Below are 20,804 nucleotides of genomic sequence, written 5' to 3' on the forward strand. Positions count from 1 at the left end.
AGTCATAGCGTGATCAAGCGACACATCAAGTGAGACACACAGTACGACAACTCTCACGAGACTGAAGAGGGTTCTAACCCTCCTTGCCACTCACGACCCCCGCGCGAAGATGCGCAAAGTGCCCAAATCGGTCACTGCAACCTAAGGAAATGTCCTTTATGGACACTCGGGACCGCGCTGGTCCTCTTCGGCAAGCCCGCAAGTGTTCGCGACACCTGGGTGCGGAGATCGCCAACAGGACGCCGTCTAGCTCAGGCCGATCTCGGTGAGCAGGGCCCGCGCCTTCCGCCCGTGATCGTCGGCCATGCCCGTGTCGCCGGTGGCGGCCGCACCGCGCTCAATCCCCTTGTGCGCCCGTGCTTGTTCGTAGCGGTCGCCCAGTTTTTCGGCGACCGCAAGGGCTTCCCGGTGCCTGTCGATCGAGCCCGCGGCGTCACCCAAGTCGCCGAGTGCGCTGCCCATGCCGTTGAGCGCCTTGATCTCGAACTCGCCGAAGCTGTTCCGGCGCGCGAGGTCCAGTGCCTCGGTCAGATGCGCCAGAGCGTCGTCGTGCTCGCCCAGCCGCGCGAGAAGCACGCCGATGTGGAGCAACGCCTCGGTTTCCGGGAACGGGTAGCCGAACTCGCGCGCCGTGACGAGCGCCCGCCGGTAGTGGTCGAGCGCCTCGGCGGAGTGCCCCTGCTGCTCGCGCACCGTGCCGAGATTGCCGTAGGTCAGGCATTCCCCGACCTGGTCGCCGACCTCCAGCATGATCGCCAGTGCCTCCTCCAGGTACGTCGCGGCCTTGTCCCAGTCGCCGACACGCATCGCGCTGTTCCCGAGATTGCCCAGCGCGCGGCTCTCGCTGGTGCGGTTGCCGTTTTCCCGGTGCACGAGCAACGCCCGCCGGTAGCAGTCCTCGGCCGCCGCGAAGTCGCTGAGCCGGTCGAACGCGTTGCCGAGATTGTTCAGCGCCCGTGCCCAGCTGGCCCGGTCACCGCCCGCGTCGTACCGCGCGAGCGCCTGCTTGAGCTGGTCGATGCTCTCCGGGTAGCGGTTGGAACGCAGGTAGACCGCACCGAGGCTCATATGCCCACTCGCCTGGAGCAGCGGGTCGGTGGCGCGGACCGCGATGCCGTGCACGGTCTCCGCGTCGGCGAAGTGCACCGCGTTGTACAGGTACCGGTTCAGGATCGGCGACATCATGGCCGCGTCCTCGCGTCTGCCCTGGTCCTCGGCCAGCGCGGTGATGCCCACCAGGTTGTGCCGCTCGGCGTCCAGCCACGCCGTCGCCGCCGCGAGGTCGGCGAAGTCCGGCGCCGGAACGTCCGAAGTGGACACAGCGGGCCTGCGGTCGCGTTCGTGCGGGGCGTAGCGGTCCATGGCACGGCAGGCGGCGTGCCGGTAGTAGTCGAACAACCGGCCGAGCGCGGCCTGTCGCGCGGAAGCGGCGTCCACGTCTCGCGCCAGTCCCGCCGCGTAGAGGCGGACCACGTCGTGCAGGCCGAACCGATCCTGGACGCGCCGCTGCACCAGGCTGCCGGCGACCAGTTCGCCCAGAAGTGCCTCCGCCGTGCGCAGGTCCACTCCGGCGAGCGCGGCCGCCGCGCGCGTGTCGACGTCGCGGCCGGGATGGATCGCGAGGAGCCGCAGCAGCAGCGCGGCCTCGGCGGGCAGGTCGGCATACGAGAGGCCGATGGCGTTCTCCAGCTCGTCCTCGACCCGCAGGCTGTCCCGGCGTTCCGCGAGCCGGGCGGCGTGGTCGCGCAACGTCCAGTCGCGGCGGTTCCGGATCCGCCCGGCCACCACCGTCAACGCGAGCGGCAGATGACCGACCAGCTCGGCGATCCGCGCTGCGGCCTCGGTGTCCTCGTCGACTTCGCCCGCGCCGACCAGCCTGCGCAACATGTCAAGCGACTCGGTCCCCGGAAGCGCTTCCAGGTGCACGAGCCGCGCACCGGCCAAACCGGTCAGGCGCCGTCTGCTGGTGATCAGCACGGTGCCACCCGGCCGGTCCGGCAGCAGCGGGCGCACCTGGCCGGCGTCCGCCGCGTTGTCCAGCACCACGACCGGGTTCCGCTCCGCGAGCAGCTTCCGGTAGGTCTCCTGCCTGCCCTCGGGGCCGAGGCGGTGGATCTCGCCGCCCGGCACCCCGAGCCGCCGGAGGAACTCGTCCAGCACGGCGAGCGGGTCGGCGGGCGCGCGGTCGGCGTCGTAGCCCCGCAGATCCGCCCACAACCGGATGTCGGCGCCGTATGCCAGCCGGTGCGCGGCGCGGACGGCGAGACTGGTCTTGCCGACACCGGCCATCCCGTCGATCACCACCACCGGCGGCCGCCGCTCGTCGCCGGACCCGGTGATCGCGGCGAGTTCGGCGTGCCTGCCGACGAACTCCGCGCTGTCGGCGGGCAGCTCGCCGGCCACGGTCACCCACGACGAGTCGGCCGTGAGCCCCGCGATCACCTGGCACACCTGTCGCCACCGCGCGACCACCGTCTCATCGGCGACGAGCGCGCGCACGATATCCGCGATGAGGTCCGCGTCCACCCTCCGCCGTCCCGGCCGCAAGCAGCGATAAACCGTGTTGAACACCGGCAGATCGGGGTTTCCCGCCGCTCGCCGTCCGCGCACGACCCGCCTGTGCAGCTCCCGATAGGACACACCGCTGCAGCTGCGCAGCGCGTTCAGCCGGGCGGCCAGCTCGTCGAACGATCCGGCGCCCAGCGGCTCCGGCTGCGCTCCGCCCTCGTCCGGCGTTCGGTCGGGACTCATGATCGACAAGGGTAGTCCGTGCGGTCGTTCCGCAATGTCCATTTAGGAGAATCGGCCGGGAGTGTCCACACCGGATTCTTCACGAGCCGTGCACTCTCTAGTACTCGGCGAGCAGCGTGAGCGCGTTCCGGACGCCCTGATCGAGCAGATCGTCAGCGAGCCGGCGATCGGTCACGGCACGGGACAGTTGCAGGGTCCCGATCATCAACGCGTAGACGCTGAGCACCGTGGCGCGAGCCGCCGCCGGATCGTCCGGTGCGAGGCGAGCGGCCATGTCGTCGATGATGGCCAGCATGCCGTCGGTGTAGGCCTGCCTGGTCGGCTCCGCGCAGCGGCCGATCTCGTCCAGCAACGCGGCGGACGGACAGCCGTCTCCCGGGTTGTCCCGGTGTTCGGGCGCGAGGTAGGCACGCACGATCTGCTCGACCCCGGCCCGGCCCGGCTCCATCGTGGCGAGCCATTCGCGCTGTCCGGACAGCTGATCCGCGACCGTGGTGGCGACCAGGTCCTCCTTGGAGCCGAAGTGGGCGTAGAACGCACCGTTGGTCAGTCCCGCGTCCGCCATGAGCGTGGCGACGCCGGAGCCGTCGATACCGTCGCGTTTGAGCCGCCGACCGGCCGTCTCGATGATCCGGCGTCTCGTCACCAGCTTGTGCTCTTTCCCGTACCGCACCACGCCACGTACCCCCTTCGATGCCAGTACGACCATACTCTAAACGCGCGGAAGATCGTCTTCGGGCACGATCGAGACGACGACCTTGCCCGCTTTGGCGCGGCCTTGCTCGACGTGGGCCATCGCATCGAGCGTGCGATCAAACGGGAAGGTCCGGTCGATGACCGGGCGAAGCTCCCCCTTGTCGTAGAGCGCGCCGAGCTCACGCAGCTGAGAACCGTTGGCCCGCATGAAGAAGAACTCGTAGCGCACGCCCAGAGCCTTGGCCTGCTTGCGCACCTTGCGGCTGAGCAGCTTCATGGCCACGCCCAGGAACGCCGGGGCTCCGAGCTGCTCGGCGAACGCGGCGTCCGGCGGCCCCGTGACCCCGATCGCCAGGCCGCCGGGCTTCAGCACCGTCAACGACTTCTCGAGGTTCTCTCCGCCCAGGGAGTCCAAAGCCACGTCGTAGCCGGACAAAACCTTCGAGAAGTCTTCCTTGGTGTAGTCGACCACGACGTCGGCGCCGAGACTGCGGACCAAATCCTGCTTGGCCGTGCTCGCGGTGGCCGCCACCGTGGCGCCGAGGTGCTTGGCGAGCTGGACGACCGTCGATCCGAGGCCACCGGCACCGGCGTGGACGAGGACCTTCTGCCCCGGCTTCACCCCGGCACGGTCGACGAGGATCTGCCAGGCGGCCAAGGCCACCAGCGGCACCGCGGCCGCCTCTTGGAAGGTGAGCGATGCCGGCTTGGGCGCGACGTCGTCCTGGTCGATCGCGATGTACTCCGCGAACCCTCCGATCCGCAGATCGCGCGGACGCGCGTACACCTCGTCGCCGACCTCGACGCCGCGGACGGCCGGGCCGACGCGCGTCACGACGCCTGCCACGTCGTGCCCGAGCACGAACGGCGTCTTGTAGTTCAGGAGCCGCTTGAACTCCCCGTCGCGGACCATCCTGTCGAGCGGATTGACGCTGGTCGCGTGCACCCGGACCAGGACGTCGCGGTCTCCGACGGCGGGCTCGGGCACCTGCGCGGCACGCAGGCCGTCCTTGCCGTATTTCTCGACGACGTACGCCTTCATACCTGCCCGCTTTCCTCGTGATCTTGCCGGCGGTGCCGAAACTCTTGCATCCGGACACCCTCACCACTCATGGTAGTATGACCATAATCCAAAGGATGGGAAGCCGCCATGACCGTGACGACCGCCTACGAAGACACACCGACCGAGACCATCGACGTCCACGGCGTGGAGTTCGCCTACCGGCAGCTCGGCCCGGACGGTGGCACGCCCGTGATCTTCCTCAATCACCTCGCCGCGGTCCTGGACAACTGGGACCCCCGCGTCGTCGACGGCATCGCCGCGCACCACCGCGTGATCACGTTCGACAACCGGGGAATCGGTGCCTCACAAGGCAAAACCCCACGTTCGGTCGCCGCGATGGCACGAGACGCCGTCGCCTTCATCCGGGCGCTGGGTTACGACCAGGTCGACCTACTCGGATTCTCGCTGGGCGGCTTCGTCGCCCAGGTGATCGCCGAACTGGAACCGCGGCTCGTCCGCAAACTGATCCTCGCCGGCACGGGCCCGGCCGGAGGTGAGGGAATCGACAAGGTCACCCCGATCACCCTTCTCGACACCTTCAGGGCGACGCTGACCTTCAAGGACCCGAAGGAACTCCTCTTCTTCACCCGCACCGCGAACGGCAAGGCCGAGGCGCGCCGGTTCGTGAACCGGCTGAAGGAGCGCGGGACCGACCGCGACAAGGCGATCTCGGTCACCGCGTTCCGCAGCCAGCTCAAGGCCATTCATTCCTGGGGCGTGCAACGGCCTTCCGACCTGACGGCCATCCGCCAACCGGTCCTGGTCGCCAACGGTGCCCACGACCGGATGGTGCCGAGCGGCAACTCCACCGAGCTGGCCCGGCGCCTGCCGAACGCCCGGCTCACGCTCTATCCCGACGCCGGACACGGCGGCATCTTCCAGTACCACCGGCAATTCGTCGCCGAGGTCCTGAAATTCCTCGAGGACTGACCTCATCGACCCTGAGGACGGCGTCCGCCCTTCAGGCGTCGTAGTCGACGGTGACCGACGGCGTGGTCGGATGCGCTTGGCAGGTGAGCGCGTAGCCGTTCTCCACATCGGCCCGCGACAGGGCGAAGTTCTGTTCCATCGCGACCGACCCCAGCAGGACCTTCGCCTTGCAGGTGCCGCAAGCTCCGCCGAGGCAGGCATACGGCGCCTCCAGCCCGGCCTTCAGCGCGGACTCGAGGACGGTGTCGCCGGCTGCCACCGAAACCTCTTGCCGTCGGCCGCGCAGGCCGACCGCGACCGTCGCGGGAGCGAAGCCGTCGGCGGCCCTGGGCTTCCGGTAGCCGTGGAAGAGTTCCACGTGGACGCGGTCCAGCTCGGCTCCGCGCTCGACGAGCAGTCCGTGCAGGTCAGTCACCATCTCGACCGGTCCACAAAGGAACCAGTCGTCCACCGCGGCGACGGCAAGGTCGGGGCCGAGCACTTGTTCGAGCTTCGCGCGGTCGATGCGACCTCGCAGCCGCGCGGGGTGTCGCGGGTCGCGAGAGCGCACGTGGACGATCCGGAGCCGGTCGGCGTACCGCGCCTCGAGTTCGTCCAGCTCGTCGCGGAACATCGTGCTGTCCGCGTCCCGGTTTCCGTAGACCAGGGTGAAGCGGCTCTCGGTCTCGACGGCGAGCGCCGTCCGCAGGATCGAGAGCACCGGGGTGACGCCACTGCCCGCGGCGATCGCCACGTAGTTCTTCGTGGCCAATGGGTCGAGCGGGGTGCCGAACGACCCGGTCGGCGTCATCAGCTCAAGAGTGTCGCCTGTCTGGAGTCGCTCCATCGCGAAGGTGGAGAAGGCTCCGCCGGGAAGGTGCTTGACGGCGATCTCCAGCGCGCCGGAGGTGGCCGAAGAGCAGAGGGAGTAGTTGCGCCGCACGCCCTCGCCGCCGAGATCGGTCCGGACGGTGACGTGCTGCCCGGGCTCGAAGGAGAACTCCTCGCGCAGGTCGTCGGGTACCTCGAAGCGGATCAGCACGCTGTCGTCGGTCAACCTCTCGACCCCGGCGACCCGCACCCGATGGAACACCGCGGCACGAGCGGAAGACCGCTTCGGCACCCGCACGGGGAGGATCCGGGACAGCTTGCCGTTCAGCCTCTTCCAGTCGCGGTACTCGTCCGGGTCGAGCTGCCTGCCGAAGACGGTGCCGATGGCCGCTTCGCGTTCGAGGTAGGCCTCCTCGTTGCGTCGCCAGGTCGCGACGTAGCGGTGGAACGGGATCGACGGGTGCAGGTGGTGCACGAGGTGATAGTTCTGCGACAGCAGCAGGGGTGTGAGGACCCATTCGGCGCCGACGCGGTTGCGGGTCGCGCGGTAGCGGTTCTCCTGCTGTGTGTCCTCGAGGTCGTGGTGCGGCAACCAGTCGAACCACCACGCCAGCACGATCATCGCGAGCCGCTCGGGGATCAGGTACAGCACCGCCAGCGTCCACAGGTGCCCGGTGAACGCGGCGGCGGCGATCACGGCGGCACTCGCCGCCAGCAGGAACGAGGTCTCCAGCACCTCCGCCCGGGGACGACGCCGCCAGTGGCGCACCAGAAAACCGAGGTACGGCACGTCCATCAGCGCGAACCGGACCGGGACTTGCCATAGCGGAGCGCCGCTGACGAAATGGTCGGGATCGTTCTCGTCGTCGTTGGTATTGCGGTGGTGCTCGATATGGATGAACGCGAACGACTTGAACGAGATCAGCGGCGACACGAAGAGCATCGCGACCCGGCCGAAGGCCACGTTGACCCCGCGGTGGGTGCTCACCGAGTAGTGCGCGGCGTCGTGCAGCACCGTGAACAGCACGAAGATCGCGGCCGCGCTGAGCAACACCGTCAACGGGACCGGAAGCCTGCCGGTCAGCGCCGCCCAGGTGGAGAACGCGAAGACCGCGATGGCACCGCAGAAGATGCCGACGATGGGCCACGAGATCGCCGGGACCCGTTCACCAGGGTCGGGAAGCGCGTGGCGTGAGGCTTCTGTTGTCGCTGACATAGCCCGCAACGTACGGAGCGTGAGCTGCCCCGAACAGTAGGTCCGAGCCCAGGGGGATGTGCGCGCCGCACATGCCGCTCAGCCGGATTCCGAGGTGAGCACCACCGGGCCCAGCACCTGGACCAGCCGCAGCGCGGCGTGCAGCTCGGCGACCCGGTCCGTCGCCGGACGCCCGCGACGTTCCTCTGCCCGGTGCAGGCGCTGCAGCACCGTGTTGCGATGTACCCCCAGCTCCTCGGCCGCGGCGGCCAGCCCGCCCTGTGCGTCCAGCACCGCCAGCAGGGTCCGTCGTTCCTCTTCCACCCGGCGTCCCTCGACCGCCAGGGCGCCGAGCTCGGCCGCGACGAAGGCACGGGCCAGGTCCAGGTCGCCGCTCATCGTGTCCACGAGCGCCAGCTCGGCGTACGACGTCACCGGGGCGGCCCGGCCGGAGAGCTCGGCGATCCGACGGCCGCGCTGCGCCTGCGCGTGCGAGTCACGGAAACCGCCGGGGCCCTTCGCCGGCGTGCCGATGGAGATCCGGACCATCGCGGGGATCCGGGCGGCCAAGGGCGCGAGATCCTCCGGCGCCACGCCGGGAGCGCGCGGGCCGCAGACCCAGCCCCACAGCGCCTGGGCACCGTCCGGGACGAGCAGCGGATGACCGGAACCGAAATGAGCACCGACTTCGGCACCGACGCGCGCGAGGTCGGCGTCGTCGCGATCGGTCCAGCAGACGAAGGCGGTCTGCCATCCGGTCAGCCGGTGCGACAATGTGCGCTCGGCACGCCCCAGGTCGATCCGGTCCCCGGCGATCAACCCGCGGACCGCGTCGGTGCGGGCCGCGCGGGCCTGGTTCTGCATCCGGTCCAGCTCGGCGACGTACTCGGCGGCGACCTCGCTGGAGATGCGGTCGACGTAGGCGAACGCGTACCGCTGCAGGTCGTCCACCACCGCGAGCGCCCTTGCCGGATCCGGCACGAAAGCGGTGATGCCGGCCAGGATGCGCTCGCTGAAGTAGGCGCGCCCCATCCGGTAGAAGCGCAGCATCACATCGACGCTGTAGCCGCGTGCCGCCATGGCGCGCGCGTGCTCGAGGGCGGTGACCGGCGCCGTCGCGGCGCTGACGTCGATGCCGTGCCGCACCATCGACAGGGCCGCCTCGAGGTTCGACGAGCAGGACCCGAGCGTCAGCCCGCGAAGGTCGTCGTCGGCACCGGCCTCCGGGACGCGTTCGAGGATGTAGCCGAGCATGTCGTCGGCGTACGACGACACATTCCCCAGCAGTTCGGCGGCGATGCGGCGCAGCTCGGCCGGCTCACCCACACTCACACCCATTCAGGGAGCCTAACCGCGGTACAGCGGCACGGCCGAGGGTCACAAATCGCCCGGCTGCCCGGTCCTAGCGGATACATCCGTTCGACGAGGAGGTCTTCCGATGTCATTGACCGTGCTGCAGGAGGCGAAACCGCCCTTCATCCCGGAGGGGGCGCATGCGATGACCATCGTCATCGAGTACCCGCCGGGCGACGTGGGCACCCCGCCGCACCGCCACCCCGGACCGGCCTTCGGCTACGTGCTGGAGGGCGAGATGGTCTTCGAGCTCGAAGGCGAGCCGCCGCGCGTCGTCCGGGCGGGCGAGGCGTTCTGGGAGCCGGGCGGCGACGTCATCCACTACCAGGACGGCAACAACCGCGACGACGTTCCGGTGCGGTTCACCGTCACCATGCTCTGCGAGCCGGGCAAGCCGATGGTCGACCTCGTGCCCGAGGAAGAGCTTCAGGCGAATGGGTGGTCGAGGAGGAAGCCGCGCTGAGGTGATCCGGGCCCGCACGGCGGACGCGGTGCGGGCCCGGTCAGCGGCGGCGATGCCAGCCGCCCAGCTTCGCCGGGTTGAGCACGATCCAGAGCGCGGTGACCTTGGACCCGGCCGTCTCGGTGCCGACGACCGCGACGGCGCGGGAGGCACGGCGCAGGGCCAGCCCGGCGCGGCCGTTGACGGACTCGACGGTCAGCTCGGCACCCGGTCGTCCGCACAGCACGGCCATGACCAGCCGGGCGACCTCTCCCCCACCGTGCGCGGGCGCGGGCGCGGGCGCGGCTTCTCCGCTGTCGCACGTGGCGACGGCGTTGACGTCCAGGACGGCGGCGAGTGCGGTGACGTCTCCCCGCCGGCAGGCCTCGGCGAACCTGCGGACGGCCTGGTCATGCCGATCGAGCACCCGAAGCCCCGTTCTTTCTCAGCCCCCGACGGACACCGCCCCGTTCTTCTCGGGGTTGACCAGCCACAGCAGCTGGTCGATGCCGTCGGCGGTGGCGCTGACGGTGAGCAGGCCGTACACGACGCCGTCCTGGCGTAGCACGGCGGAAGTCTGCCCGTTCGTGATCGCCCAGCCGACGTCGACGCCGTCCCAGAACCAGGTGGAGATCGCCTGCAGGAACTTCGCCACCCGCGTCGCGCCGACGATCGGCGTGCGGGCGATCCCCTTGCGGCCGTTGCCGTCGGACAGGCTGGTCACGTCCGGCGTGAAGAGCCGCTCCAGCGCGCTCAGATCGCCCGAGCGGGCGGCGGCGAGGAACGTGGTCAGCAGCTCGCGCTGCTCGGCCGCGGTCACCGGTGCGCGCCGTTCGCTCGCGATGTGCTTGCGGGCCCGGCTGACCAGCTGACGCACCGCGGGTTCGGTCGCGGACAGGATGTCGGCGATCTCCGCGTAGGAGTAGTCGAAGGCTTCCCTCAGCACGTAGGCCGCGCGTTCGTTCGGGGAGAGCTTCTCCATCAGCAGCAGGGCCGCGAACTCCAAAGCCTCGCCGCGCTCGGCGCCCAGGTACGGGTCCGCGCTGGTGTCGACCGGTTCGGGCAGCCACGGCCCGATGTAGGTCTCGCGCCGTTTCCGCGCCGACTGCAGGACGTTGATGGCCAGCCGGGTGGTGGTCGTGGCCAGGAACGCCTCCGGATTGACCACTGTGGACCGGTCATAGGTCTGCCAGCGCAGCCAGACCTCCTGCACGAGGTCTTCGGCCTCGGTGACGCTGCTGAGCATGCGGTACACGATCCCGAACAGGCGTGGCCGCATCCGCGTGAAGACGGCCATGGCCTCCTCGAGATCGTCCGCTCCGCCGATTTCGTTACCCACCAAGGAATCCGCCACCTCACCACTCTACGAGGCCGGCCAGAGGGTCCCGGCGGCGCGGCCGGGACCCTCCTGCTCATTCGACGAGCTTGCCCGCGGTGGAGACCTCACGCATGAGCGACGCGATCTCCTCCGGGATCGGCGGAAGCTCTTCGCGCTCGACCTGTCCCGGCCCGGACCACACGAGGTTCACGCGCAGCGACTCGTCGAGCCCGGGATGGTCCGCGCGGTTGTGGCAGCCCCGTGTCTCACGGCGCTCCAGCGCCGACTCGAGAGTGGCGCGCGCGGCCAGCACCGCGGCCTTGAGGTCGAACGCGTGCGCGAGGTCCTGGAACCCGGCGGTGTCGGGATGCACGCCCAGGTCCCGCATCCGGGCTTCCAGTTCGTCCAGCTCGGCCAGGCCGGTGCGCAGGCCCGTCTCGTCGCGGACCACACCGGCGTGTTCCGTCATGGTGTCGCGCAACGTCCGTTGCAGGGCGCGCACGTTCTCCGAGCCGTCGGCGGCCAGCAGCTCGTCGACCTCGCGCCGGGCTTCCTCCATCGCCGACGGCGACCGCTGTTGCGCTCCCAGGTCACGGGAGTAGCGCGCGGCGGCCGCACCGACGATGCGCCCGTAGACCAGCAGCTCGATCAGGGAGTTCCCGCCGAGCCGGTTCGCGCCGTGCAGGCCGCTCGCCGCCTCGCCGAGGGCGTACAGGCCCTCGACGCCGGTTCCGTGATCCTCCGGCCGGACCCGGATACCGCCCATCGAGTAGTGCGCCGTGGGGGCGATCTCGATGGGTTCCCGGGTGATGTCCAGCATCTGGAGCTCGAGCAGGGTTTGGTAGACCCGAGGCAGCCGGCGCATGATCGTCTCCCTCGGCAGGTGCGAGACGTCGAGCCACACCCCGCCGCCCGGCGTTCCCCGGCCCTCCTTGATCTCCGTGTAGGCCGCCAGCGCCACTCTGTCGCGTGTGGACAGTTCCATCCGGTCGGGGTCGTATCGGGCCATGAACCGCTCGCCGAGCGCGTTGCGCAGCACTCCGCCTTCGCCGCGTGCCGCCTCGGAGACGAGGGTGCCCGCCGCGTTCTCCGGCGCGATGAGGCCGGACGGATGGAACTGCACGAGCTCGGCGTCCCGGATCCGGGCACCGGCCAGCACGGCGAGCCGGAACGAATCACCGGTGTTCTCGTCCCGCCGGGACGAAGTGCGGCGCCAGATCCGCGTGTGCCCGCCCGCGGCGAGGATCACCGCGTCGGCGTGGATCACGTACCTCGTCCCGTCCTCGAGGTCGAACCCGTAGGCACCGAAGACGACGTTGTCCCGGACCAGGATCCGCGTGATGTAGACCGTGTCCAGGATCGGGACGCCGAGCTGCGCGGCCCGGTTGACCAATGTCCGCTGGATCTCCAGTCCGGTGTAGTCACCGGCGAACGCGGTCCGGCGGTAGGTGTGCGCGCCGAAGAACCGCTGTGAGATCTTCCCGTCGTCCTCGCGCGCGAAGGGCATTCCGTAGCGTTCGAGGTCTTCGATGCCACGGGCGGCGTTTTCGGTCACGATCCGCACGGTCTCGGGATCGGCCAGCAGGTAGCTCTCCTTGAGCGTGTCCGCCGCGTGCTGCTGCCAGGAGTCTTCCGGGTCCATCGTGGCCAGCGCCGCGTTGATGCCACCGGCGGCGAGCGTGGTGTGCGCGTCCGACTTCGCCCGCTTGCCGACCGCGAGCACGTCGACACCACGTTCGGCCAGTTCGATCGCGGCGCGCAAGCCGCTCCCGCCGGTCCCGATGACGAGAACGGACGTCGCGATCTGACGGTCGGTCGTGGTCACTTCGCCGGTGCCGGGTTCAGCGGCAGCCAGTCGGCGAACCGGGTGGCGGAGAGCTGCGCATCGGGACCGGGAAGAAGCATGTCCTTGTCCAGCAAGGCACCGAAGTAGCGTGCCTCCGGGTCGGCGACGACCTCACGGGGGTCACCGCGGAAGGCCAGGCCGGTGCGGATCAGCTCGGCGAGACCGAACTGTTCGGGACCGGCCACCTCGACGGTGCCGTTCAGCGGTGCGCCGACGGCGACCCGGCCGACCGCGGCGGCCACGTCCTCGGCGGCCATGGGCTGGATGCGGGCGTCCGACAGGCGCACGGTGTTCCCCTCGGTCGCCGACTGGGCGATGCCGCCCACGAACTCGAAGAACTGTGTGGCGTGCACGATCGAGTACGGCCGCCCCGCGTCCTTGATGAGCTTTTCCTGCGCGATCTTCGCGCGGAAGTAACCGCTTTCGGCGAGCCGCTCGGTGCCGACCACCGACAACGCCACGTGGTGCTCCACTCCGGCCTTCTCCCCGGCGGCGAGGAGGTTTCCGGTGGAGGTGCGGAAGAAGTCCAGCACGGCGTCGTCGGCGAACGAGGGCGAGTTCGAAACGTCGACGACTACCTGGGCGCCGTCCAGTACCTCGGCCAGCCCTTCGCCGGTCAACGTGTTCACGCCCGAATCGGGTGACGCGGGGACGGCTTCATGGCCGTGTTCTCCCAACTTCCGGACGAGTTTCGAGCCGATCAGCCCGCTGCCGCCGATCACGACGATCTTCATGGGATGCCTTTCGTTCCGCGTCCCGGCCGATCCGGGAAACGCCGTTCTCCAACCAGGACACGACAGGCTCCCGGTTTGTGACAGCCCGGATGTCACAAACCGCGATGGCGTCCTGTCCTGGCTGGCGACACCGATCCGACGAACCGAGGTACCGCATGGACACGAGTGGCGCCCACGCCATCGAAACGATCGACGATCTCCGCCGCCACCTGCAGTGGGCGATCGAGCTCGAGCACGCGACGATTCCCCCGTACCTGTGCGCGCTGTACTCCTTGGACCCCGCCCGCAACGCCGAAGCCGCCCAAGTCGTCGGCACGGTCCTCGCCGAGGAGATGATCCACCTGGCGCTGGCGGCGAATCTGCTCAACGCCGTCGGCGGCGCGCCCAAGCTCGACACGCCGGAACTGCTGCCGCCGTATCCGCATCCGCTGCCGCACGGCGACCGGTCCGTGCACGTCCACCTGGCCCCGTTCGGGCCCGAAGCCCTCGATCTGTTCCTCCGCATCGAACAGCCCGCGTCGGCGGACGCGCCGCCGCAAGCCGACGAGTACCAGACGATCGGGCAGTTCTACGCCGCCATCGAAGCCGGTTTCCGCGCCCTGTGCGACAAGCTGGGCGAGGAGAAGGTCTTCAGCGGCGATCCGGCCCGGCAGATCGGCGAGTACCACCTCAGGGGCGGAGGTGGCGAAGTGATCCCGGTCCACGACCTGAAGTCGGCGCTGGCCGCGTTGGCGGAGGTCGTCGAGCAGGGCGAGGGCGCCGCGCGCACGGACGTGTGGGACGGCGATCGCGACGTCTTCCATCCCGAGCGGGAAGAGGTCGCGCACTACTACCGGTTCCAGGAGCTCCGGCTGGGCCGCCGCTACCGGACCGGCGACACACCTCAGTCCGGGCCGACCGGCGAGAAGATCGCGGTCGACCTCGACGGCGTGTTGCCGATGGGCCACAACCCGCGGACCGCCGACAACCCTGTGGGGAGCCCGATCCGGGTCGCGCAGGAAGAGTTCAACCAGACCTACAGCCTGCTGCTCTACCAGCTGGAGGAGGCCTTCAACGGCAGCCCGGGCGATTTGAAGGACGCCGTCGGCACCATGTTCGGGCTGCGCAAGCAGGCGCTGGCACTGATGAAGATGCCGACGGGCGACGGGAAGACGACCGCCGGCCCGACCTTCGAATACGTGCCACCCGAGCTGCGGAACTGAAGTACGGGCCGTCGTGCTCGCCGGTCCCTCCCGGCCGGCGAGCAGGACGACGGAGATTTCGCCGCGCCGGTCACAACACGGCTACGTCTCGGCCTGACCGCCGGCCGGGAAGAGGATCGGGCTCAGCAGATACCGCGCACGGCCAGGAGTGGCCGGGTTGCGCAGGTACGGAAGGATCGCCGCGCGCAGACCGTCGATCAGGCTTCCGACCTCCTCACGGCTGAGCCACACCGCGTGTTGCCGGTAGCCGACCAGATCGGCGACCGGATCGGCGTCTTCACGGTCGAGATAGGTGTTGAATTCGGCCAGCAGTGTGACCATGGCCAAGGCGAAGACATCGCGATGGTCCTCGGGCTTCGCCGCGGCCACCGCGTCGGCGTCGATGGTCGCGCGCTCCGGGCGCAGGCGGTAGCTCCGCTCCACGGCACCCCGCACGCGATGCTCGGCGGCGACCTCGAGCACTCCCCCGGTGGCGAGCACGTCGACGTGCCGATACACGGTCGCCTTCGACACGTCGGGCAGGTGCGCGCACAGCTGCGCGGTCGTGCGGGTCCGCCCACCGGACAAGGCGTGCACGATCCGCAGCCGCACCGGGTGCGCCAGCAGCTCCAGAGAATCCATGAGGCTATGTTCTCATTCGTGATACCGTTCTCAAAGTTGAGAACGTAAGTCTGGAGGACAGCATGACATCGGACGGATCGGTCGATACGGACCTCGAAGCGTGGCAGCCACCGGAGTACGCGGATCCGGGCCTGTTCGACGAACACGGGGTGACCGTGGGCTCGGGCGCCTTCGCCGTGCCCGGCACGGTCACCGTCCCGCACGGCGAGGGTCCCCATCCGGCGGCCGTGGTGCTCGCCGGCGGCGGACCGTTCGATCGCGACGGCACGGCCGGGCCGAACAAGAACCTGAAGGACATCGCCTGGGGTTTGGCCAGCCGCGGCGTGACGGTCCTGCGTTTCGACAAGGTCACCCACGCGCACCGCGAACAGATCGCCGCCACACCGGGCTTCACCCCGACCGAGGAATACGTTCCCCATGCCGTCGCGGGCATCGAGATCCTGCGCGGACTGTCTACTGTGGACGATTATCGTGTCTTCGTGATCGGACACAGCATGGGCGGCAAGTTCGCGCCTCGCGTGGCCGCCGCCGGAGCCGAGGTGGCCGGCCTTGTCGTTCTCGCCGGGGACACCGTGCCGCTGCAGTGGTCGATGGTGCGCGTCATCGAACATCTGACAAAGATCGATCCGGCGACCGCGGCACTGCTGCCCACCGTCGAGACGGCCACCGAACAAGCCGAATTGGTGGACAGCCCGGATCTTTCGCCCGCCACGCCCGCCGCGAAACTGCCGTTCGGAATGCCCGCGCCGTATTGGCTGGACATGCGCGCCTACGATCCGGTGGCGGTCGCCGCGACGCTGGACATGCCCATGCTCTTCCTGCACGGCGAGCGCGACTACCAGCTGACCGTCGACGGCGATCTGGCCGGATGGCGCGCCGGCCTGGCCGGACGGACGGACGTCACCTTCCGCACCTACGCCGCCGACGATCACATGTTCTTCCCCGGCACCGGACCGTCGATGCCCGAGGACTACACGCAGCCACACCACGTGGACCCCGAAGTCATCACCGACATCGCCGACTGGCTCAGGACCTGATCAGCCAGCCCGTGTCAGGGCCGTGTCAGCACCGCGTCAGCGCATTCGGCGATCGTGATCCCCGCAGGTCAACCGAGTTCAGGTATTCACCAGAAGGGGTTGCGACATGGTGGACGGAACATCCGAGCAGGGGCAGGTTCGGCGCAGAACGGTCTTGGCGGGCGCACTGACCACAGGTGCGCTTGTCGGCCTCGCCGGGCGCGGCGAAGCGGCCGAGGACGGCCATGCCGTCGAGCACGGCTGGGGCAAGGTCGCCGACGTCTTCCGCAGGAACTTCAAGGAAAGCCCCGGCGAGGTCGGCGCGGCGTGCAGCGTCTACGTGGGCGGCCGCCAGGTCGTCGACCTGCGGGGAGGCCTCGCCGATCGCGAGGCGAACCGGCCGTGGCGCAAGAACACCATCGTCCAGGTCGCGTCCACCACCAAGGGCGCCACCGCGATCTGCGCGCATCTGCTGGCGCAACGCGGCGAACTGGACCTCGACGCTCCGGTCGCCCGGTACTGGCCGGAATTCGGCGACGCGGGCAAGGAAGAGATCCCGGTGCGCTGGCTGCTGTCGCACCAGGCGGGCCTTCCGATCGTCGACGGACCGCTGACCTTCGAGCAGGCATGCGCCTGGCACCCGGTCATCCGGGCACTCGAGGCGCAGAAACCACTGTGGAAACCGGGAACCGAACACGTCTACCACAGCGTCACGTACGGATTCCTGGTCGGGGAAGTCGTCCGCCGGATCACCGGCAAGTCGCTCGGCACGTTCTTCGCCGACGAGGTCGCCCGCCCGCTCGGGCTGAGCGCCTGGATCGGGCTGCCCGAGAAACACGAGCATCGAGTGTCCAAGATCCACTATGCCGCACCGTTCACCCTGGAAGAGCTGATCGCCGGCATGATCAAACTGACCGGGCTGGACGCGGACACCGTCACCAGATGGGTCACGGCCCTCTGGGAACCCGGCTCCGTGCAAGCGCGAGCAGGCGAACTGGGCGGCGCGCTCGACCCGACGACCGACTACTTCACCTCCCGCGCCTGGCGCGCCGCGGAGTTCCCGGCCGCGAACATGCTCGCCGACGCCCGATCGATCGCCCGGATGTACGCCGCCACGGTGAGCACCGTCGACGGAGTCCGCCTGCTGAACCGGGCGACCGTCAAGAAAATGACCGTCGTCCAGACCGACAGGACACGGATGCACGGACTGCCCCCTGGGCTGGACATCCCGGCCGACCGCTCGTTCTACATGTCACTCGGCTTCCACCGGGCATGCCCGCCGATGCCGATGACCGGACCGGGAGCCTTCGGCCACCCAGGCTCCGGCGGATCGATCGGCTTCGCGGATCCGGACGCCGGCGTGGGATTCGGTTACGTCACCAACCTCTGGAACTTCCGGCCCGACGACCCCAGGGCCGCGAACCTGATCGAAGCCGTGCGCGCCTGCCTCGGATGACAGGCTCCGCTCCCCTGGGCCGGGCCGGAGGCCGTCACACTCCCGTTGCTGGAGAATTCGATCTCGCACGGCGCGTCGTCCCGGACAGCGGCTGTCGAATCGAAAGGCAAGGAAGGCGAGAACGGCCACGGCAAGCGTGCCGAGAGCTACATACCGGCCCGCCTTGGGTCTTTCAGAGTCCACCATCGCACAAGTATCACAATTCCGGCCGAGCCCCGACCGGCAAGGCGCTCAGACGAGGCTGACGTGGAGGTCGGTGTTCATGGTCCGATCGGTGAAGGGCCGTTGTTCGCTCCACTCGCCATTGGTGTGGTGCGACCACCACAGGGCCATGGGGGTCGTGCTGCCGACCCACACCATCACGATGCCGCGGCCGGTCGCGCCCATCGCCGGACTGCCTGCGGTACGCCGGTCGTAGAGGGTGCTCGGTGCGCTCCAACCGGAGCCCTCCAACGTCGACCACGCGATGTGGTCGTCGTCCACGTTGCGCCAGGCCAGATGCAGGCGGGTGCCGTCGGACACCAGTGCCGGGATCTTGCTCGCGGACAGGCCGCCGTTCAACGGGGCGACGACGTCGCTCCAACGCTGCCCGTCATACGTCCTCATACGGATGGTGGATCGGTCGCGCCACGCCGCGTAGAGCAATCCCGCGTGCTCGGCCACCGCGATGTTGTCGTCGGTGTTCACCTCGCCCTGGCCCAGGAGCGCGCAGAAATCGCTCACGAACGTGGACTCGCCGACCGGTGTCTTCCAGGCGTTCCCGATGAGCTCCGACCAGTGCATACGTTCCGGGTAGTCCGGTTGAGCCGGCGAGCCCTCGCCCGTGATCCGGGGCGGGGTCTTCCAGAACATGAAGATCCGCCCGAGGTACTGCGCGAGAACGGGGAAAGAACCGGTTTGAAAGTTCTTGTTGTACTGCGCGCCCGCCGGTCCGTAGGCGCCCCAGGTGTACTGCGTGCCACCGGGGACGGCATCGGGCAGCCGCCGTAGCCGGTCGAACCAGATGTGCCGGTCCGTGCCGCTGCCCCGCCACGCCATCACGGTGTCGGTCCCCCTGCCCGCGATCGAAGGCACCCCGGCGCTGCGGCGGTCGCGGAGCACTTGCGGGCTCGTCCACCGCACGGTCGTGCCGACCACGTTCTGTCCCTCGGACCACCGGAGGAAGTCATCATCGCCGGGATTCCGCTCCAGCCAAGCCATCGAAGGAACGCGGACGGAGAGCAGTGGTATCGACGGCACCGGTAAAACGTCCGACATGCGACTCTCCTCACCTCGGGGCTGCCTCGGGAGGGTACGGCGAGGAAGGCGGCGAGCGGGCCCTCGCGAGGAGACTCCACCTGGATGCCGGGGAAGGCTGCCCGGACGTTCGCACGAAAGGGCATGGCAGGCCACCAGCCGGAATTGCCACGATCGGGTCAAGCCGGGCGGCCGTCCCGCTGGCGATCACCTGCCGAGGCGGGGCGGGCCCTTACAGTTCCGGCCATGTCGGAGGACGAACGCGCACAGGCGCGACGTGTGCTGACCTTCGCGCTCGACGTGGCGATGCAGATGTTCCGCCAGGGTATCGAGACCGCGGTCGTCGTCCGCACGGTTCGCCGGCTGGCGAGCGCGGGCGGCATCGAGGAGCCGCGGATCTCGGTCGCGGTCCGGGCCATCCATGTGCAGTACTGCCCGCGTGACGGCGGCGAGCCGGTGGTGCTGCTGGGAAGTATCGAAGCGAACGACACCCGCGACATCGGCCGGATGGGCGACCTGGAAGCGCTCGCGGTCCGTGCCGGCACGGGTGCGATCCCTCCTGACGAAGCCGAGCGTGCGGTCGGCGAGCTCGCCGCGGCGGGCCCGACCTGGCCGTGGTACATCAGCCTGCTCGGCGGCTGCCTCCTCGCGGGAATGATCTGCCTGCAGGCCAACGGCACCGTCCTCTCCGCGGTGGGCGCGGCCGCGTTGTTCGTGCTCGCCAACCGCGCCGGCTGGGCACTGGGCCTGATCGGCATCGCGGAGTTCTTCCAGGTCGCGGCCAAAGCGAGCACCGTGCTCATCGCCGCGATCTCGCTGCTGTCCCTCGGCGTGCTCGACGGACACGAAGCCGCGAGCCTCTCCGCGGCGAACCTCGTGTTGTTACTGCCGATCCTGTCCCTCGTGTCGCTGGTCGAAGACGCCGTCGGCGACTACCACCTGATGGCCGCCGCGCGGATGGTCACGGTCCTGCTGCTCACCGGCGCGATCGTCACCGGAGTCATGGTCGTGGTGTCGGTGGCCAACGACCTCGACATCCTCGGCGAGGCCGGCCGGGTCCAGCTCGCCGCCTTGCCGCTCGCCCTGGTGCCGGTGACCGCACTGGTCGGGTCGCTGGGGAACGCGATCCTCATGGGCACGCCCGCGCGGTGGTGGGCGCTCGCCTGCGGCGCCGGAGTCGTCACGTCCCTGGTGAACTGGGCAGGACACTCGCTACTCGGCCTGGCCGCACCGCTGTCGATCTTCTTCGCGACGACGGTGCTCGGCATCCTCGCCGGCGCGGCGGCCAGGACACTGCGAGTCCCCACCGCCGTCGTCACCATCCCCGGCCTGACCGGCGCCGTGCTCCCGGGACCCGCGCTGTACCTCAGCCTGTCGCAGGTCTTCGCCCAAGTCCCCGGCTCCTGGACCGCCGTGGCCGAAGCGATCGTCTCCACCGCGGCCATCGGCGTCGGCGTCGTACTCGGCCTCCAACTCTCCGCACTGCGCCACACCGAAAGCCGCGCTCCCGAACTGAACTGATCGCCTATCGTGACGCTGTCGGACTTCGTGTCGCGAGCCACTTTCGGGAAGCAGCCACCCGACCCCACTGTCCACAAATGCCTCTCCCCGAAAGGGGGCGTGAGTGGCAATGAGGGTTATTGAGGGGTAAGGCGAACGTGGCGTGGGCCCTCTTCGCTGACGTCTAAGCGCCGCCGAATGTCCACAAGGGACACACTTCGACCGCGCGGCGTCCGTTTTGCATCTATTTGTACGATCCCGACTGAGGTCGTGAGTGGCAAAGGCGGTTATTGAGGGGCAAGTCAAACGTGGCATGGTCAGTGCGGGTGGGCCGCGAGTGACGTTTCGGGTTCTAACGAGCCGAAGGTCAAACGTGTCGTGGTGAGACCGTGAGCAAGGAGGCCTTCGACGCGAGGCGCGGGTGCCGACCGCACCTTGCTGCACCTTGCAGTGTCCACACAGGACCGTTCCCGGCGCCAGGATGCCCGTTTGATGCTCATATGACCGGTTCTCCATGGGGTCGTGAGTGGCAAGTGGGGTGTGTTTCCGCAACGAGCCACCGAACGCACCCACCACCCATTTCCAGAATACCCCGCAAAAATTACTATGGGGGGTGGTGTTTTTTTGTTTGTTTG

The 20,804-nt window shown here is 69.1% G+C and carries 17 protein-coding genes; 6 read left to right on the forward strand and 11 right to left on the reverse strand.

The features are described 5' to 3' along the window. Positions 1 to 246: 246 nt before the first annotated feature. The 3 genes from ACIRGA_RS16175 to ACIRGA_RS16185 all read right to left on the reverse strand — a co-directional run bounded on the left by ACIRGA_RS16175 (position 247) and on the right by ACIRGA_RS16185 (position 4,489). The gene (locus tag ACIRGA_RS16175; RefSeq protein ID WP_400941657.1) at positions 247 to 2,751 is read right to left on the reverse strand and encodes a tetratricopeptide repeat protein; all 2,505 of its coding nucleotides are present in this window, start codon (positions 2,749 to 2,751) and stop codon (positions 247 to 249) included. Between the two features lie 97 nt (positions 2,752 to 2,848). Further along, positions 2,849 to 3,427 (reverse strand): TetR/AcrR family transcriptional regulator, encoded by a 579-nt coding sequence (locus ACIRGA_RS16180; protein WP_400941659.1) that lies wholly within the window; start codon positions 3,425 to 3,427, stop codon positions 2,849 to 2,851. A gap of 36 nt (positions 3,428 to 3,463) precedes the next feature. Further along, positions 3,464 to 4,489, reverse strand: a complete 1,026-nt coding sequence (locus ACIRGA_RS16185) for an NADP-dependent oxidoreductase (RefSeq protein ID WP_400941662.1) — start codon at positions 4,487 to 4,489, stop codon at positions 3,464 to 3,466. 108 nt (positions 4,490 to 4,597) lie between these two features. On the opposite strand from ACIRGA_RS16185, the gene ACIRGA_RS16190 reads away from it, so the two are divergent. Further along, positions 4,598 to 5,440 carry an alpha/beta fold hydrolase gene (locus ACIRGA_RS16190; RefSeq protein ID WP_400941664.1) on the forward strand — a complete coding sequence of 281 codons (843 nt, stop codon included), beginning with the start codon at positions 4,598 to 4,600 and terminating at the stop codon, positions 5,438 to 5,440. A 31-nt stretch (positions 5,441 to 5,471) separates the two neighbouring features. On the opposite strand, the gene ACIRGA_RS16195 is transcribed toward ACIRGA_RS16190, so the two are convergent. After that, positions 5,472 to 7,466: a fatty acid desaturase gene (locus ACIRGA_RS16195; protein ID WP_400941666.1), complete on the reverse strand. Its 1,995-nt coding sequence runs from the start codon at positions 7,464 to 7,466 to the stop codon at positions 5,472 to 5,474. 78 nt (positions 7,467 to 7,544) lie between these two features. After that, positions 7,545 to 8,783, reverse strand: coding sequence for a PucR family transcriptional regulator (locus ACIRGA_RS16200; RefSeq protein WP_400941668.1), 1,239 nt, complete (start codon positions 8,781 to 8,783; stop codon positions 7,545 to 7,547). Positions 8,784 to 8,883: 100 nt separating this feature from the next. Between ACIRGA_RS16200 and ACIRGA_RS16205 the strand changes: the two genes are divergently transcribed. Next, positions 8,884 to 9,261: a cupin domain-containing protein gene (locus tag ACIRGA_RS16205; RefSeq protein WP_400941670.1), complete on the forward strand. Its 378-nt coding sequence runs from the start codon at positions 8,884 to 8,886 to the stop codon at positions 9,259 to 9,261. 40 nt (positions 9,262 to 9,301) lie between these two features. Here ACIRGA_RS16205 and ACIRGA_RS16210 read toward each other — a convergent pair whose 3' ends face one another. Genes ACIRGA_RS16210 through ACIRGA_RS16225 form a run of 4 tightly spaced genes read right to left on the reverse strand, consistent with a single transcriptional unit; the run spans position 9,302 to position 13,138 of the window. Beyond that, positions 9,302 to 9,667: a hypothetical protein gene (locus tag ACIRGA_RS16210; RefSeq protein WP_400941672.1), complete on the reverse strand. Its 366-nt coding sequence runs from the start codon at positions 9,665 to 9,667 to the stop codon at positions 9,302 to 9,304. An 18-nt stretch (positions 9,668 to 9,685) separates the two neighbouring features. Continuing rightward, positions 9,686 to 10,594, reverse strand: a complete 909-nt coding sequence (locus tag ACIRGA_RS16215; protein ID WP_400941673.1) for an RNA polymerase sigma-70 factor — start codon at positions 10,592 to 10,594, stop codon at positions 9,686 to 9,688. Positions 10,595 to 10,652: 58 nt separating this feature from the next. Then, on the reverse strand, positions 10,653 to 12,383 hold the full coding sequence (locus tag ACIRGA_RS16220) for an FAD-dependent oxidoreductase (RefSeq protein ID WP_400941676.1): 1,731 nt from the start codon (positions 12,381 to 12,383) through the stop codon (positions 10,653 to 10,655). Then, positions 12,380 to 13,138 carry an SDR family oxidoreductase gene (locus ACIRGA_RS16225; protein ID WP_400941678.1) on the reverse strand — a complete coding sequence of 253 codons (759 nt, stop codon included), beginning with the start codon at positions 13,136 to 13,138 and terminating at the stop codon, positions 12,380 to 12,382. Before ACIRGA_RS16225 ends, ACIRGA_RS16220 begins: the two co-directional genes overlap by 4 nt. 155 nt (positions 13,139 to 13,293) lie before the next feature. On the opposite strand from ACIRGA_RS16225, the gene ACIRGA_RS16230 reads away from it, so the two are divergent. After that, on the forward strand, positions 13,294 to 14,340 hold the full coding sequence (locus ACIRGA_RS16230; protein ID WP_400941681.1) for a ferritin-like protein: 1,047 nt from the start codon (positions 13,294 to 13,296) through the stop codon (positions 14,338 to 14,340). An 81-nt stretch (positions 14,341 to 14,421) separates the two neighbouring features. Here ACIRGA_RS16230 and ACIRGA_RS16235 read toward each other — a convergent pair whose 3' ends face one another. Beyond that, positions 14,422 to 14,961, reverse strand: a complete 540-nt coding sequence (locus tag ACIRGA_RS16235) for a helix-turn-helix domain-containing protein (RefSeq protein ID WP_400941684.1) — start codon at positions 14,959 to 14,961, stop codon at positions 14,422 to 14,424. Between the two features lie 62 nt (positions 14,962 to 15,023). Between ACIRGA_RS16235 and ACIRGA_RS16240 the strand changes: the two genes are divergently transcribed. Beyond that, positions 15,024 to 15,998, forward strand: a complete 975-nt coding sequence (locus ACIRGA_RS16240) for an alpha/beta hydrolase family protein (protein WP_400941687.1) — start codon at positions 15,024 to 15,026, stop codon at positions 15,996 to 15,998. Between the two features lie 106 nt (positions 15,999 to 16,104). After that, the gene (locus ACIRGA_RS16245) at positions 16,105 to 17,433 is read left to right on the forward strand and encodes a serine hydrolase domain-containing protein (RefSeq protein ID WP_400941689.1); all 1,329 of its coding nucleotides are present in this window, start codon (positions 16,105 to 16,107) and stop codon (positions 17,431 to 17,433) included. A 231-nt stretch (positions 17,434 to 17,664) separates the two neighbouring features. On the opposite strand, the gene ACIRGA_RS16250 is transcribed toward ACIRGA_RS16245, so the two are convergent. After that, on the reverse strand, positions 17,665 to 18,690 hold the full coding sequence (locus ACIRGA_RS16250) for a hypothetical protein (protein WP_400941691.1): 1,026 nt from the start codon (positions 18,688 to 18,690) through the stop codon (positions 17,665 to 17,667). A 225-nt stretch (positions 18,691 to 18,915) separates the two neighbouring features. On the opposite strand from ACIRGA_RS16250, the gene ACIRGA_RS16255 reads away from it, so the two are divergent. After that, positions 18,916 to 20,190 carry a threonine/serine exporter family protein gene (locus ACIRGA_RS16255; protein ID WP_400941694.1) on the forward strand — a complete coding sequence of 425 codons (1,275 nt, stop codon included), beginning with the start codon at positions 18,916 to 18,918 and terminating at the stop codon, positions 20,188 to 20,190. Positions 20,191 to 20,804 lie beyond the last annotated feature (614 nt).

It is taken from the genome of Amycolatopsis sp. NPDC102389 (assembly GCF_044765885.1).
Classification (GTDB): Bacteria; Actinomycetota; Actinomycetes; order Mycobacteriales; family Pseudonocardiaceae; genus Amycolatopsis.

Bases quoted from the DNA above. Each gene is read 5' to 3' on its own strand.
- ACIRGA_RS16190 (WP_400941664.1), top strand. From the start codon at position 4,598: ATGACCGTGACGACCGCCTACGAAGACACACCGACCGAGACCATCGAC.
- ACIRGA_RS16245 (WP_400941689.1), top strand. From the start codon at position 16,105: ATGGTGGACGGAACATCCGAGCAGGGGCAGGTTCGGCGCAGAACGGTC.
- ACIRGA_RS16200 (WP_400941668.1), bottom strand. From the start codon at position 8,783: ATGGGTGTGAGTGTGGGTGAGCCGGCCGAGCTGCGCCGCATCGCCGCC.
- ACIRGA_RS16240 (WP_400941687.1), top strand. From the start codon at position 15,024: ATGACATCGGACGGATCGGTCGATACGGACCTCGAAGCGTGGCAGCCA.
- ACIRGA_RS16225 (WP_400941678.1), bottom strand. From the start codon at position 13,138: ATGAAGATCGTCGTGATCGGCGGCAGCGGGCTGATCGGCTCGAAACTC.
- ACIRGA_RS16255 (WP_400941694.1), top strand. From the start codon at position 18,916: ATGTCGGAGGACGAACGCGCACAGGCGCGACGTGTGCTGACCTTCGCG.
- ACIRGA_RS16185 (WP_400941662.1), bottom strand. From the start codon at position 4,489: ATGAAGGCGTACGTCGTCGAGAAATACGGCAAGGACGGCCTGCGTGCC.
- ACIRGA_RS16230 (WP_400941681.1), top strand. From the start codon at position 13,294: ATGGACACGAGTGGCGCCCACGCCATCGAAACGATCGACGATCTCCGC.
- ACIRGA_RS16205 (WP_400941670.1), top strand. From the start codon at position 8,884: ATGTCATTGACCGTGCTGCAGGAGGCGAAACCGCCCTTCATCCCGGAG.
- ACIRGA_RS16195 (WP_400941666.1), bottom strand. From the start codon at position 7,466: ATGTCAGCGACAACAGAAGCCTCACGCCACGCGCTTCCCGACCCTGGT.
- ACIRGA_RS16175 (WP_400941657.1), bottom strand. From the start codon at position 2,751: ATGAGTCCCGACCGAACGCCGGACGAGGGCGGAGCGCAGCCGGAGCCG.
- ACIRGA_RS16235 (WP_400941684.1), bottom strand. From the start codon at position 14,961: ATGGATTCTCTGGAGCTGCTGGCGCACCCGGTGCGGCTGCGGATCGTG.
- ACIRGA_RS16250 (WP_400941691.1), bottom strand. From the start codon at position 18,690: ATGTCGGACGTTTTACCGGTGCCGTCGATACCACTGCTCTCCGTCCGC.